15 protein-coding genes are annotated in these 13678 nt (G+C 62.6%); 6 read left to right on the top strand and 9 right to left on the bottom strand.

From position 1 onward, the window contains the following. Positions 1-57 precede the first annotated feature (57 nt). The 3 genes from ACMGFL_RS03325 to moaA all read left to right on the top strand — a co-directional run bounded on the left by ACMGFL_RS03325 (position 58) and on the right by moaA (position 3069). Complete coding sequence (locus tag ACMGFL_RS03325) at positions 58-909, top strand: isoaspartyl peptidase/L-asparaginase (protein WP_436934115.1); 852 nt, start codon at positions 58-60, stop codon at positions 907-909. A gap of 53 nt (positions 910-962) precedes the next feature. Continuing rightward, entirely contained in the window at positions 963-1856 is an 894-nt protein-coding gene (gene map / locus ACMGFL_RS03320) for a type II methionyl aminopeptidase (protein ID WP_436934114.1), read from the top strand. Between the two features lie 106 nt (positions 1857-1962). Next, positions 1963-3069, top strand: coding sequence for a GTP 3',8-cyclase MoaA (moaA, locus tag ACMGFL_RS03315; protein WP_436934113.1), 1107 nt, complete (start codon positions 1963-1965; stop codon positions 3067-3069). Between the two features lie 21 nt (positions 3070-3090). On the opposite strand, the gene ACMGFL_RS03310 is transcribed toward moaA, so the two are convergent. The 4 genes from ACMGFL_RS03310 to ACMGFL_RS03295 form a co-directional block, all read right to left on the bottom strand. Next, on the bottom strand, positions 3091-3816 hold the full coding sequence (locus ACMGFL_RS03310; protein WP_436934112.1) for a uroporphyrinogen-III synthase: 726 nt from the start codon (positions 3814-3816) through the stop codon (positions 3091-3093). Then, on the bottom strand, positions 3809-4618 hold the full coding sequence (gene cobA, locus ACMGFL_RS03305; RefSeq protein WP_436934111.1) for a uroporphyrinogen-III C-methyltransferase: 810 nt from the start codon (positions 4616-4618) through the stop codon (positions 3809-3811). Before cobA ends, ACMGFL_RS03310 begins: the two co-directional genes overlap by 8 nt. Next, a complete protein-coding gene (gene hemC / locus ACMGFL_RS03300; RefSeq protein ID WP_436934110.1) occupies positions 4615-5727 on the bottom strand; it encodes a hydroxymethylbilane synthase in 1113 nt (370 codons plus the stop codon). Before hemC ends, cobA begins: the two co-directional genes overlap by 4 nt. Before the next feature lie 70 nt (positions 5728-5797). Next, complete coding sequence (locus ACMGFL_RS03295) at positions 5798-6571, bottom strand: SDR family NAD(P)-dependent oxidoreductase (protein ID WP_436934109.1); 774 nt, start codon at positions 6569-6571, stop codon at positions 5798-5800. A gap of 105 nt (positions 6572-6676) precedes the next feature. On the opposite strand from ACMGFL_RS03295, the gene ACMGFL_RS03290 reads away from it, so the two are divergent. Continuing rightward, the gene (locus ACMGFL_RS03290) at positions 6677-7636 is read left to right on the top strand and encodes a GNAT family N-acetyltransferase (protein ID WP_436934108.1); all 960 of its coding nucleotides are present in this window, start codon (positions 6677-6679) and stop codon (positions 7634-7636) included. Positions 7637-7658: 22 nt separating this feature from the next. Here ACMGFL_RS03290 and ACMGFL_RS03285 read toward each other — a convergent pair whose 3' ends face one another. Both ACMGFL_RS03285 and ACMGFL_RS03280 read right to left on the bottom strand, forming a co-directional pair. Beyond that, positions 7659-8018: a thiol-disulfide oxidoreductase DCC family protein gene (locus tag ACMGFL_RS03285; protein WP_436934107.1), complete on the bottom strand. Its 360-nt coding sequence runs from the start codon at positions 8016-8018 to the stop codon at positions 7659-7661. 99 nt (positions 8019-8117) lie between these two features. After that, positions 8118-9902 carry a PAS domain S-box protein gene (locus ACMGFL_RS03280; protein WP_436934106.1) on the bottom strand — a complete coding sequence of 595 codons (1785 nt, stop codon included), beginning with the start codon at positions 9900-9902 and terminating at the stop codon, positions 8118-8120. A gap of 273 nt (positions 9903-10175) precedes the next feature. Between ACMGFL_RS03280 and ACMGFL_RS03275 the strand changes: the two genes are divergently transcribed. Then, positions 10176-10904 (top strand): RAD55 family ATPase, encoded by a 729-nt coding sequence (locus ACMGFL_RS03275; RefSeq protein WP_436934105.1) that lies wholly within the window; start codon positions 10176-10178, stop codon positions 10902-10904. Between the two features lie 37 nt (positions 10905-10941). Here ACMGFL_RS03275 and ACMGFL_RS03270 read toward each other — a convergent pair whose 3' ends face one another. From ACMGFL_RS03270 to ACMGFL_RS03260, 3 genes are all read right to left on the bottom strand, one after another. Then, positions 10942-11157: a DUF6199 family natural product biosynthesis protein gene (locus ACMGFL_RS03270; protein WP_436934104.1), complete on the bottom strand. Its 216-nt coding sequence runs from the start codon at positions 11155-11157 to the stop codon at positions 10942-10944. A 42-nt stretch (positions 11158-11199) separates the two neighbouring features. Next, the gene (locus ACMGFL_RS03265) at positions 11200-11640 is read right to left on the bottom strand and encodes a hypothetical protein (RefSeq protein ID WP_436934103.1); all 441 of its coding nucleotides are present in this window, start codon (positions 11638-11640) and stop codon (positions 11200-11202) included. Between the two features lie 360 nt (positions 11641-12000). Next, on the bottom strand, positions 12001-12975 hold the full coding sequence (locus ACMGFL_RS03260; protein WP_436936410.1) for a tyrosine-type recombinase/integrase: 975 nt from the start codon (positions 12973-12975) through the stop codon (positions 12001-12003). A gap of 372 nt (positions 12976-13347) precedes the next feature. On the opposite strand from ACMGFL_RS03260, the gene ACMGFL_RS03255 reads away from it, so the two are divergent. Then, positions 13348-13614 carry a winged helix-turn-helix domain-containing protein gene (locus ACMGFL_RS03255; RefSeq protein WP_495849326.1) on the top strand — a complete coding sequence of 89 codons (267 nt, stop codon included), beginning with the start codon at positions 13348-13350 and terminating at the stop codon, positions 13612-13614. The last annotated feature ends 64 nt before the right edge of the window (positions 13615-13678 follow it).

Raw genomic sequence — 13678 nt, 5'->3', positions numbered from 1 at the left:
ACAGCGGTCACACGCGCCGAACTCGGTCTTTATTGTCGAGCAGGCCAAGCCGCCGGTATGGACGTGCTGGTACACGGCGGTGCCGGAAGCAAGCCCGACGAACCCGACGTTTGTCAGAAGCGTCTCGACGACGCCGTTGCCGACGGGGTTGCCGAAACCGATCCGGTGAAGGCAGCCGTGGCCACAGTACGGACGCTCGAAGCAGCACCACAGTTCAACGCGGGACGCGGAAGCGCGCTCCAGAGCGACGGACATGCCCGGACTGACGCCGGACTCATGACAGAAGACACCGCCGGTGCGGCGTGTTCGATGGCGGGCGTCGAGCACGCAATCGAGGTTGCACGGGTCGTTGCAACCGAGACTCCGCACGTGCTGATAGCCGGTGAACACGCCGTCGAACTGGCAGACGACTTCGGGATCGAAACTGGCTGTGACCTCACGACGCCGCAGACGCGAAAGCGGTGGGCGGAGACGAGTCCGCCGGAGGGGACGCCCCGAGCGCACCTCCAGTGGGTTCGCGAGCGCTTCGGCGGCAGCGACACTGTCGGCGCAGTCACGACCGACGGCGAGCGAGTCGTGGCCGCAACCTCGACGGGCGGGCGCTGGTACGCACTCGCCGGACGCGTCGGTGACGTCCCGCAGGTCGGCGCGGGCTTTTACGCGACTGATTCGGTCGCTGTGAGCACGACCGGCGCTGGGGAGGCCATCGCTCGCTTCGGGCTTGCCCGCCGGGTTGCCGACGCAGTCGAAGGGGGCGACGACCCGCAGACGGCCACGGGCCGGGTGCTTCGGGGCTTTGCGTCCGAGACGGGCGAACACGCGGGCGCAATCGCCATCGACCGGACGGGACAGATTGGGACCGCGACGAACGCCCACATGCAGACCGCCCACGATTCGGATGAGCAGTGATAGCTGCAAACGTCGAACGGTACTCCTTTGCCCGCGTGTGCCAATATCCGGGTATGGCAACTGGCGTCGATCTCGACAGCGAGCAGTACCAGAAACACAGGGAGGCAGGCGAGATACTCGCCACAGTACGCGAGGAGACCGTCGAGCGGATCGAAGTCGGCGGAAGCCACCTCGAACTCGCGGAGTGGGCCGAACAGCGCATCCGCGAACTCGGGGGCAAACCAGCCTTCCCGGTGAACATCTCCATCGACGAGGAAGCCGCCCACGCGACGCCCTCTATCGACGACGACACCACCTTCGGCGAGGAGATGATTAACGTCGACATCGGCGTCCACATCGACGGCTGGCTCGCAGACACGGCAGTGACGGTCGATCTGTCTGGCAACCCCGATCTGGTCGATGCCTCTGCGGAGGCGCTCAAAGCCGCCGTCGATACGGTCGAACCGGGCGTCGAGACCGGCCACATCGGCGCGGTCATCGAGCGTGTCATCGAGGGCTACGGCTACAATCCCGTCGTGAACCTCACCGGGCACGGCCTCGGCCACTGGGAGCAACACACCACCCCGAACATCCCCAACCGGAAAGTCAACCAGGGCGTCGAACTCGACGTGGGCGACGTGGTTGCGATCGAACCCTTCGCGACCGACGGGGGCGGGAAGGTCAAGGAGGGCAGTACCGAGGAGATTTTCGCCCTCGAATCGAAGGGGTCGATCCGCAACCGGCAGGCCCGCGAGGCGCTCGAACAGATCACCGAGGAGTTCCGGACGCTCCCCTTCGCGACGCGCTGGCTGGAGACGGACCGCCCAGAGATGGCGCTGCGTCGCCTCAAACAGCGCGACATCGTTCACGGCTATCCCGTCCTCAAAGAGGAGGATGGCTGTCTCGTGAGCCAGAAAGAACACACCGTCATCGTGACCGAGGACGGGTGTGAAGTGACGACGCGGTAGTCGGCGCACCGACACGAGGGTCTCGAACGAGAGAGGCCACACCGGGTTGTCCGAGGGCGATGCCCGACGGTTTAACTGCATCGAGTGCGAGTATCTACCAAGTCAAATGCTGGAAGACGAGTTCGGTCGCGATGTCTCGGGCGTCCGCGTCTCGCTGACAGACAGGTGTAACTTCGACTGTGTGTACTGCCACAACGAGGGCTTAGGCGACACCCGCGGCCCGATGGAGCCACAGGACAGCGAACTCTCGACCGACCGCGTCGTCAGATTTCTCGAGGTCGCCCGCGAGTTCGATATCGACTCCGTGAAGTTCACCGGTGGCGAACCGATGCTCAGACAGGATCTCGAAGAGATAGTCCGCCGCGCACCCGACGAGATGGAAGTCTCGATGACGACGAACGGGACATTTCTGCCGGGACGAGCGACCGACCTCGTCGACGCAGGACTCGACCGCGTCAACGTCTCGCAGGACGCGATGGACCCGGAGGCCTTCGCGGAACTCACGAAAAGCGGCGCGTACGACAAGGTCATGGAGGGCGTCGAGGCCGCACTGGATGCCGGACTCGCGCCGGTGAAACTCAACATGGTCGTCTTCGAGCCGACGGCGCGGTACATCCCGGAGATGGTCGACCACGTCGCGGAGAAGGATGGATTGCAGTTACAGCTCATCGAGTACATGCCGGAACTGGCGGGCCATCCCGAGTGGGCGATCGACATCGACCGCGTTCACGACTGGCTGGAGGACCGCGCCGACCACATCGAGCGCCGCGAGATGCACGACCGGCGTCGCTACTGGGTCGGGAGCAGCGAACCGTCGGTCGACGCCGACGCGACATCGCTCGCGGCCTCCGACGGCGGCGTCCGCACAGCGGGTGCAGGCGACTCGCACGACACTGCCGGACAGGGGATGGTCGAAATCGTCGACCCGGTCGAGAATCCGACCTTCTGTGCGAACTGTCACCGGGTTCGGCTGACCCACGACGGCTACCTGAAGGGGTGTCTGAACCGCAACGACGACCTGCGCGCCATCGGCAAGAGCAAAGAATCGATGCGTGAGGTCTTCCGCGAAACAGTCGACAACCGCGTTCCCTTCTACGGCGAGTATATGGTCCAGAACGACGACGGCGAGTGGGAGATGAACGAGCGATACCTCGACGTCGAGGGCGACCGCGACCCCTACGAGTACTCAGACGAGGACGAGACGGCGGAGTAAGTTTTCGGGCAGTATCGTTCCTCACAGGCGATCAGCGACGGCCTGCGCTAGTTGGTCGAAGTCGGCCTGCTCCGGAACGACATCGACCGAGATGTCAGCGGCTTCGGCAGTGTCCTGGGTCGGTTCGCCGATTGCGCCGACGACGGCGTCGTTCAGGCCCTCGCGGGCAGCATCGGCGCGTCCCTGCTCCCGTGCGGCCTCCACGAAGTGTTCGACAGTCAGCGAGGAGGTAAACAGCGCCCCGTCCAGGTCGCCTGCGGCGGCGCGTTCGACCGAGATGCCCGATTCCGGCGGCCGAACCAGTCGATAGAGGACAGTCTCGTGGACGTACGCGCCAGCGTGTTCGAGACCGTCGAGTAACACGTCCGCGCCGTGGTCCGACCGTGCGACCTCGACGCGCGCGCCTGCGACCGACTCGCCGAGTGTCTCGACCAGTCCTTCCGAGGAGTACGTCTCCGGGACGATATCGACGCGGTAGCCAGCCTCGCGCAGCGCCGCCGCAGTCGCCTCACCGATGGCACAGACCGTCCCCGCCGGGTCAAAGCCCACATCGGCAGCGAGTTCGACGCCCGTTTTGGAGGTCAGTACGGTGAATTCAGCGTCCTCGCGGGGTCGTTCGCCCGTGGACACCACGGCGAGCATCGGGTCACCGAGCGGTTCGAGACCGAGCGATTCGAGTGTTCGCCGCGCGGATTCGAGTCGTTCGTCGTCCGGTCGAAACACCGCGACAGTTGGCTTGTCAGACATGGTTCTGGTGCATGAAGGCCACGACGTCGTCTCTGGTTTTTGCCACCTCGCCGATGACCGTCACTGCGGGTGGTTCGATGCCGACCTCGTCACAGGCGTCGACGATTGTTTCGAGCGTCCCCGTCGCGACCTGCTGGTCGGGCCAGGTCGCCCGTTCGACGAGCGCGGCGGGCGTCTCCGGGTCCATCCCCGCGTCGACGAGCGCATCGCGGTACTCGGGCAGTCTGGTGACACCCATCAACACGACGATGGTGCCGCCCGTCGCCGCGATGGCCTCCCAGTCGACCGCGGATTCGGGCTTCGTCGGGTCCTCGTGGCCGGTGACGAAGGTGACCGAGGAGGCGTGGTCGCGGTGCGTCACGGGGATGCCAGCGACGGCGGGGCCCGCAATCGCCGAGGTGACGCCGGGAACAACTTCGAAGCGGACGCCGTGGTCGGCGAGATAGCGCATCTCCTCGCCACCCCGACCGAAGACTGTCGGGTCACCGCCCTTGAGTCGGACGACGGTCTTTCCGTCGCGGACGAGTTCGACCATCCGCTCGTTGACGTAGGACTGTGGCGTCCGGTCGCCGTGGCCGCGCGTGCCGACGTCCTCGCGGCGCTCGGAGTCGATGTCCTCCAGAATGTCCGGGCCGGGGAGTTTGTCGTGGAGGATGACGTCGGCCTCGTCGAGCAGTCGCCGGGCGGCGACTGTCAGCAGTTCGGGGTCGCCCGGCCCGCTGCCGACGAGATACACCATCCCGTCGGCCGTCTGCTCGTCTGCCGTGTCCGCTGTTCTGTCCCTGGTTCCGCCCTCGCTCATGATCGCTTCGCCTCGTCTGTGTCCTCTCGGCGTGCCTGTTCGATGAGTTCGGCACCGCCCTTCTCGCGCAGGTCCGCTCCGAACTCACGGGCGGCGTCGCCGTACCGGTCGACGGGGAGTTCCCGGGTTTCGCGGATCTCCTCGGACCCATCGCGGGAGAGGACGCGAACGACAGTGTCGACCACGTCGCCCCGGAGGCGTGCGTAGATGCCGACCGGCGCGACACACCCGCCGCCGAGTTCGGCCAGGATCGTTCGCTCGACGGTTGTCTCGACCCGCGTCGGCGCGTGGTCGAGAATGCTGTAGATGCGCTCTGCGAGGTCACCGTCGAGGGCTGTCACCGCAATTGCGCCCTGTGCCGGAGCGGGCACGAACTGCGTCGGTCGGAGCGGTTCGTATTCGAGATGGTGGAGCAGTCCGCTCCGTTTCAGCCCCGCCTCGGCCAGACAGATGGCGTCGTATTCAGTGTCTGGCGACCGCTCCAGAGCCTGCCGTTCGATCTCGGCGAGGTCGTCGAACCACTCCTGTGGGGAGCGGTCGTACTCGGTTTCGTCGTCTCCGTCGCTGGATTCGTCGTCCGCCTCCTCGGCGTCCAGCCGCGCGGTATACTCCCGGGTGAGTTCCGGGGCGAGCAGTTTCTGCACGCGGGTGTCGACGTTCCCCCGGAGCGGTTCGATGTTCAGGTCGGGGCGCTCGGCGCGCAACTGCGCTTCCCGGCGGAGACTCGCCGTGCCAACCGTCGCGCCCTCGGGCAGGTCCGCGAGTGGCGTTCCGTTCGGCGTGACGAGCACGTCGTTCGGCGGGCCGCGCTCGGGGATTCCGGCGATGACGAGTTCGTCGGGCTGGTCGGTCGGCATGTCCTTCATCGAGTGAATCGAGCCGTCGAGTTCGCCCGAAAGCACCTTCTCGTCGAGGCTGCGGACGAACGCGCCAGTCGTACCAAGTTGGTGGATCAGTTCGTCGCTGATCTGGTCGCCGGTCGTCTCCACCTCGGCGAGTTCGGCAGACAGCCGCCGCTCCGAAAGGAGCGATTTGACTGTCTCGGCCTGCCGCATGGCGAGCGCTGACCCGCGTGTCGCAAGTCGGATCCGCTCGTCGCGAGTACTCATTAGTACCCACTCGGCGACCCGGGGTGAAAAGGGCACCTTCTTGGCATCGATTAGAAGATCGGCAACGTAGTCATCGACGACTGGCGAGATAGCCGCCGTCGACGACGAGCTGTGCGCCCGTGATCCACTCGGCGCGTTCGCTCGCGAAAAACGCCACCGCGTGGGCGACGTCTTCGGGGTCCCCCACACGGTCCAGCAGTGTCCGTTCGCGCTCTATCTCGCGTTTGGTCTCGCTTGCGTCGTCCTGCATCGCCGTCTTGATCACGCCCGGAAGCACCGCATTCGCGGTCACACCGGCCTCAGCGAACTCCGCGGCCATATCGCGCGTCAAGTTGACGATTCCGGCCTTGCTCGCCGCGTACGCTGGCCCCATCCCGCCGAAGGTTGCGTTGATCGAACTGACGTTGACGATGCGGCCCGCTGGCGACTCTGCGAGGTGGTCCCCGGCGTATTTGACGGTGAGAAACTGCCCCTTGAGGTTGACGTCGAGTTGCTGGTCCCACTCCTCGGGTGAGAGCGTCCGGTTTGTCCCGTCGATGTGGATACCAGCGTTGTTGACGAGTACGTCGATCCGGCCGAACGAATCGAGCGTCGTCGCCACCGCCGCCTCCACTGATTCGGCGTCGCTCACGTCCGTCTGGACGTACTCGGCATCGACGCCCGATTCGGCTGTCACCAGTTCGTCGGTCGGTCGCTCGGATTCTGCCCCGTACACCTCGCTCGTCGCCGGTTCGCGCTCGACGTCGAGCACCGCGATGTCCGTCCCCTCACGCGCGAGTCTGCGGGCGATTCCGCGACCGATCCCCGAACTGCCGCCGGTGACCAGAGCGACTCGATTGCTCATATCGTGCCCTCGCTGTCGAGCGTGATAGGTGTGTCTTCACACAGCCGACAGCGCTAAATCGTTCGGTGACGCCACAGTTAACTCCCCGAGACCGGTACGGGGCACATGGGTTGTGCTGTGGAGCGGGTGACCGAGCGACGGGCGATTGCCGCCGGGGTCGACCGCTGGAACGAGACAGTTCCGGGTCTCGGTATCGAGAAGTGGCACGTCGAGCGGAGTCTGTTCGCCCCGTTCGATGGCGTCTCCGTTTGCTGTCTTGCGGTCGGGTCGGAGCCGCGTGCCTTCGCCGTCCTGAAGCGACTCAACCGCGCGACGCCGACATACGACGCCACGGACACGGCGTGGCTCTCCCTGTTTGCGTTCACGGACCGCGCGGCCGGGCGAGAGCTGCTCGACTGGATCACGACGGATCTACGGGAACGGGACATCTCGGAACTCTCCGTCGGCGGCGCACCACAGCATCTCCTCGCCGGGATTCCCGAGCAACTGCCGGAGAGCCACGTCGAGACACTTACCGAGGCTGGTCTCGACGTCAAGGGGCGCGTCTACGACCTCCACCGTGATCTTGCGGACTACGCTGTTCCCGACCGCTGTCGAGCAGTCCGCGACGAGCGGTCGGACCTCGAACTCGTCAGCGCGACGGATCATGACTCTGACCTGCACCGCCTGCTCGCCGACCAGTTTCCCGGCCGGTGGCAGTACGAGGCGGCGAACATCTGCCGACGCCCCGGCGGCGCGAGCGACTACTGGCTCCTGCGAACAGGTGACGAACCCGTCGCCTTCGTCCGCTCGAACCGCCACGACGGGCCGTATCGCGGTCCGAACCTGAACTGGGGCGCACAGTTTGGCGATAGCTACTGCGGTGTCGGCCCGCTCGGCGTTCACGAGGACTACCGTGGCGAGGGGCTAGGGCTGTACGCGACGGCCGCCGTCGTCGACCGGCTGGCGGCCGCGGGGTACGACCACTGTGTCATCGACTGGACCGACCACCTCCCCTTTTACGACCGACTCGGCTTCGAGCCATTTCAGACCTACCGCACCGCCGGAATCGACCTGTGCGGGTGACTCTGACGTCGGTCACAGACGGCTATTCGACTGCCTCACACGAGCGAACCCGCCCCCAGACCGCGCGCCTGTCGGCGACCCAGCGGTATCCACGCTCGCGAATGGTGTCCCAGTAGGGGAGCCGTCGGCAGAGCGAGACGACGACGCTCCCGAATCTGCCACACCGAGCGAGCGATTGCTCGAACCCCACCCCGCAGGAGTACACCGCGTCGTCAGTCAGCAGGTGCATACACTGGTCGTAGTCGTCGGGGAGTCGTGCCCGCTGGTCAGGGGTCAACTCCTCGAACCCGACCGGTTCGAACTCACCAAACCGGAGGAGCCACGTCACACACCACTTGCAGAAGCCACAGTCGTCGTCGTACACGAGTCGCGGAGCGGCCATAGCTCGTCTTGGGTCGCCGCTGATTTCTGTCTTTATCTCACGCTGTCGCGAGCGGCTACGGTGCTGGCTGTTCCCTGAGATGCAGTCCGGGACAGAAACTCAATAGTCGACTGCTTCCACGCCGGTAATCTCGAAGCGTGCGCCGCCCTCGGCGCTCTCTGTCACCTGAATCTCCCAGCCGTGAGCGTTGACCACCCGCTCGACGATCCGCAAGCCGAGTCCGATCCCCTCCTCGGCAGTCGAGTACCCGGCCTCGAAGATCTGGTCGTGCTGCTGGTCTGTGATCCCGGGGCCGTCGTCTTCGATTGCGAACCCGCCGTCTATCCCGGTGATGGTGATGGTAACGTCCGGCCCGCCGTGCTCGACCGCGTTCTGCACCAGATTCTCGAACAGTTGCTGCAGTTGGCTCTGGTCTGCACGGATCTGACAGTCGATGTCCGTCACGAGCACCGCATCGCTGGTTTCGATGGTCTGCCAGCACTGCTCGGCGAGATTCGCGAGATCAACCGGTTCCATGTTCTCCGCTCGCTCGCCCTCGCGTGCGAGAACGAGCAGATCCTCGACCAGCGATTCCATGCGGTCGAGCGCGTTCGAGACGTCATCGAGGTGGTCACTGTTGCACTCGTCCATGGCCAGGTCGAGGCGCAGACCGGCCACATTCAGCGGGTTCCGGAGGTCGTGACTGATGACGCTCGCGAAATCGTCGAGGCGTTCGTTTTGCTGTCTGAGTTCCCGTTCGCGTGCTTTCTGGTCGGTGATATCCCTGCTGATCACGACGAACCGGTCGGTTCCGGCCAGGTCGATGCGACGAATGTGCACCTCAACCGGAACCGTCGACCCGTCCTTGCACCGATACTGCCCCTCCAGTCGACGCTGGTCGCCCTCGTCCATCTCCTGCCAGACGTCGGTGATCTCGTCCGAATCGACGCTCTGGTCGAGGTCCCAGACCTGCATCCCGACGAGTTCCTCCCGGTCGTAGCCTGTCTTCTCGGCGAGCCGAGGATTCGTATCGACGATCGTTCCCTCCGCATCGTGAATGTCGATCATGTCTGGCGATTCCTCAAACAGCGCTTCCAGTCGAGCGGTCGTCTCTTCGAGTTGCCGTTCGTGTTGCTTGCGCTCTGTGATGTCCTGAAACTGTGAGAAGATGGCGACGACCTCCCCGTCGTCGTCGGTGACGACACGGTTGTGCCACTCGCAGATGATTCGCTCGCCGTCCGCACGGACGTTCTCGTTGATGCTGTGATAGCCACCCTCCGCTTCGAGCAGGGTCGAAACCACCTCGTCGACGACATCGCGGTCCGATTCGGGGACGATGAACTGCCAGGACTTGCCCCGGAGTTGCGCCGCCGAATAGCCGAGAATCTCCGCTGCGGCGTCGTTGCTGTCGACGACAGTGAACGTGTCGTCCCACTCGATGACACCCAGCGGCGACTGCTCGACGAACAGGGAGAGACGCTTCTGGCTTGCTTCGAGCGCATGCGTCGCGTGGTACTGTTCGACCGCGTTCAGAATCCGATTTCCGAGGACGGTGAACTGGCTCGTGTCCCCGTCCTTCTGCAGATAATCGGTCACGCCAGCAGTGATCGCGTCACTTGCGATCGATTCAGAGCCTTTGCCAGTGAACAGAATAAACGGGATGTCGGGGGACTCCTCACGGACAGTTTCGAGAAATTCGATACCGTTCTGCCCCGACATGTCGTAATCTGCGACGACACAGTCGATATCCGTCTCCCGGAGCGTATCCAGCCCATCGCGTGCGGTTGTCGCCGTCTCGATAACGAACCGGTCGTGTTCCCGTTCGAGGGCTGTCGCTGTCACGTCGAGAAACGCCGGGTCATCGTCGACATGAAGAATCCGGATTGTCGGTGGAAGCTTACTCATACCGGGAAGCCACTCTCGAGTATAGGGAAGCCCAACGCATAAATGTGGGAGTTGTTCGCACACGTTCATCCGGGAGAGATCCCATCCGGAGTGTTGTGCGTATCATGCACAAGGATTTATATTTACGAGTGCCAATCAGATATAGAAGATGAACCGGCTGAGCCGTCTGCTGTGTGTCGCTCGCCGTACACTGGTCCACGAGCGCGGCCGTCCGCTCACGGAGAGACTGGTGACAATCGTCAGATCGAACACCCCCGTCTCGACGGTTCTATCATGGTAGCACTCACCGAAACCGGGATCGATGGGCTCGACCGCATCCTGCACGGCGGACTCGTTCGAGACTCCACGACGCTAGTGAACGGGAATCCGGGCACCGGAAAGAGTCTGCTCGGCTCCGAGTATCTGTACAACGGCGTCGATCAGTACGACGAAGACGGGATCTATTTTTCCTTCGAGGAGCGAGCGGCGGACATCCGCGACGCCGCAGAATCGTTCGGGCTCGAACGCTGGGGTGAGTACGTCGAGAGCGGTCGAATCACCGTGTTCGACAAGGAGATGCTGATCGATTCAGAGGACTACAACGCCTCGCTGGAGCCGCTGTTGACCGAACTCACCCGGGAGGACCGCTACGACCGCCTGCTGTTTGACTCGCTGAACATGTTCACCATGTTCATGGCTGACGACCGCGAGAAGCGCCAGGACCTGCTGAAGTTGACGGAAGTGCTCTCCGCGAACGGGCTGACGACGCTGATAACCAAAGAACAGGGCGATATCTTCACGCAGACTGACGTCGACATCGAGAACTTCCTCGCAGACGGCAGTCTCTATCTCTTTCAGCGCTCGACCGACCAGAGCGTCAGGCGCTATCTCTGGGTCGAGAAGATGCGCAAACACGACATCGAAAGCGACATCTTCCCGATGCGAATCGACGAGGGCGGGTTCAAAGTCTACGAGAACGCCAGCGCGTTCTCGATGATGAACGACGCCGTCTCGCCGTTTTGATACCTCACCATCTCAGCCCTGCGCCCGATCGACCGTCTCAGGGTCCGAGCATCCCCGCTACGAGTCCGAGTCCGATGACGACCATGACGCCACCGATGAGACGGGTGAACGCGAGACGGGCTTGCGTCGGTTCGATCTGTCCCTCGACAGCGCCGCCGGTTCGTCGTCGGATCGTATAGGCAGTCATCTCCCGGGGACGCAGGAGATTCAACACGCCGACTGCGGCGAAGACGAGTCCGAACAGCTGGACCATCACGAACTCACTCGCAGCCAGCGGGGGAGAGAACATCTGGGATCACTCCATCGTAACGTGCTGGCAGTCGGCTTCCAGTCGAATCTCCGATGTGCCGTCGGGGCTGATATCGACCCAGACTTCGATACCACTCGAATTCGGGCCGTCACAGGGGAGTTGTGGCTGTTCGAACCCCGGCCAGTCGCGCTCGAATTGCGTGCCGTCGACGGTAACGATGATCGTCTCAGGATCGGTTGATTCGAGGAACGGAGCGTCCTCGTCGGCCTCGTTGCTGTCCGAGAGCCGATAGTCGTTCTCGAACAGCACCTCCCCACTCCCGTCGTTCACTGTGACAGAGACGTCGTGTGGTTCAGCCGTGTCCTTCAGATACACCGTCACCCAGTGTGCCGGGGTCGGAGAAGACCCGAGGGCGATACAACCGCTCGTGGCACAGAGTGCTGCACTCGAACTTGCAAGAAACGCTCGTCGGTTCATGGAGGGCATGCGACTCGAAGTGAATCGCGGTCGTTTGTTAAGGCCTACTATGAGTGCTATATAGCCACTTATAGACAATAATATGACAGATGTACGCGACGAACGGACTCCAGTCCGTCATGCGCCACCCCCATTAAATGTGGCTGGATTGATCGCACGACAGCGGAGGGAGCCACAAAGAAACCGTGTGAATTGCTCAGAAATCGAGTTTCGCAATGTTCTAATTCTGCTGTTTTCGGACGGTAGAGATGGCTGAAAACCCAGTTCTGCGTGGGACGGAAATGACAAGAAGTTGAAGTGGACCGACACGGTGTAGTGGTTTCCAAACGATTCTGCAAGACGTGACTGTGTTTCTCCGTTGAACATGGGTTAGTCGTTGATGAACTTGCGTCGCTGCTCCATCTTCTCGCGCTCACTTCGGCGGTCGTAGTGTCTATCCAGGACCGACTGCGTAACGTCCATTCTCCCGCTCACGACTTCGACCGGAACCTCATCGAGCAGGTGCGACGTGATCGCACCTGACCGAACATCGTGAGGCGACCGAGACGACGGGCACTTACTCGCAAACGTCCGGTCAGTAGCCTCGCAGGTCTCCGGGTCATACCCCTCGTGCGGACACTCGCCATACTTGCACGGGCGAGTGAGCACGTAGACCGTATCTCGAATACACGACCGCGACACCCGCCCTTGCGGAGTGGTTAGTAACGGTTCCCGGTCGTATTCGTCTCTTCCATCAATTCGCGGCCCCTTGATGTACTTCTCAATCAGGTCAGCAGTGTACGACCGAAGGGCGACCCAACGCTCCCCGCGCTCTTGGTTCTTGAGCGGAGTGTCCTGCTCCGGTCGATGGACGATCTCGACGGCGGGCTCACTGAAATCGAAGTCCGCCAGGTCGATCGCTCGAATGCTCCCCATCCGAACCCCCGTCTTCCAGAGAAGCGTCATGAGCACGTGCGACCGACCCGCGAACTTGTAGGTCTCAAGGTACTCAAGAATCTGATCGGCTCTATCAGGTTCGAGCGTCGTTTTACTGGCCTGATTCTCCGGGGCCACCTTCGGGAGTAGTATCTTCTCTCGAAGGCCCTCCGGAACCGCGTCGACGGAGGCACAGAACTTCAAGAAGACCCGAAGGGTCGACAACTGCCCCTGTAGCGTGACCGGCTTCAAGTCGTCTTCCTCCCGACGGTAGACTCGGTAACTGTGGAGGTTCCGGCCGGTCAAGTCGTTCAGATTGAATATCCCCTCCGACTCACACCATTCGACAAACGGCTCAATCCGGTATCGGTGAGATTGAAGCGTCTGGTCGGAGACCTCCCCTTCCCGGTGTTGGAGATACAATTGCATCCCATCTTCCGGCGCGAGCGGTTGCAGGTCACTCACGCCTGACCCCTCCGGTCAATCGTGGTCGAATAACTTAGCGGAACAGAGCAACGGCGCTTACTTTCGGTTCTCCCGCGCTTGCTGCCACCTGTTTCAAGGCGGCGGGCATGCGTTTCTGTCATGTGTTCGCTCCGAGTGAGCGACACCCGACCGACATAGGGCCGTCGGTTGACCAACTCTTTTTCAGCGACCAACTCACGCAGGGCCGGGTATCCCCCCTCAAGACCTCTCTCACGCCCACTTTACTTAAAACCCTAACATACGTTAAGATATAGCGTATGGTATGCGTATATACCCTGCCGATGGAACTACGGAACCGTCGAACGATTATCTCATATGCGGAGACCACGGGTATCTTGGATGACTCAGGCTGACGACCGACTTCTCGAATCTTTAGAAGGCTCGAACATGGTTCTCTCTCCTCGAATCCTGGCGGTCAACACAGACTATTCTCGACATTACGTAAGCGAACGGCTCGCAATACTGTTGGATGCTCAGCTTGTCGAGAAGGAAGACGAAGGTCTCTACCGAATTACGGAACGTGGGAAGGGATATCTTTCAGGGGAAGTTGAAGCCAAAACGCTCGAAGACGCCACTGATTAAATAAACAGGATCGAATAACTCACGTAGTTTGTTGTGTCCGCTAGACTGCCACGGTGTTAGACTC

The sequence above is a fragment of the Halovenus marina genome, from assembly GCF_051414115.1.
GTDB lineage: Archaea > Halobacteriota > Halobacteria > Halobacteriales > Haloarculaceae > Halovenus > Halovenus marina.
This window is presented reverse-complemented; position numbering and strand designations above follow the sequence as displayed.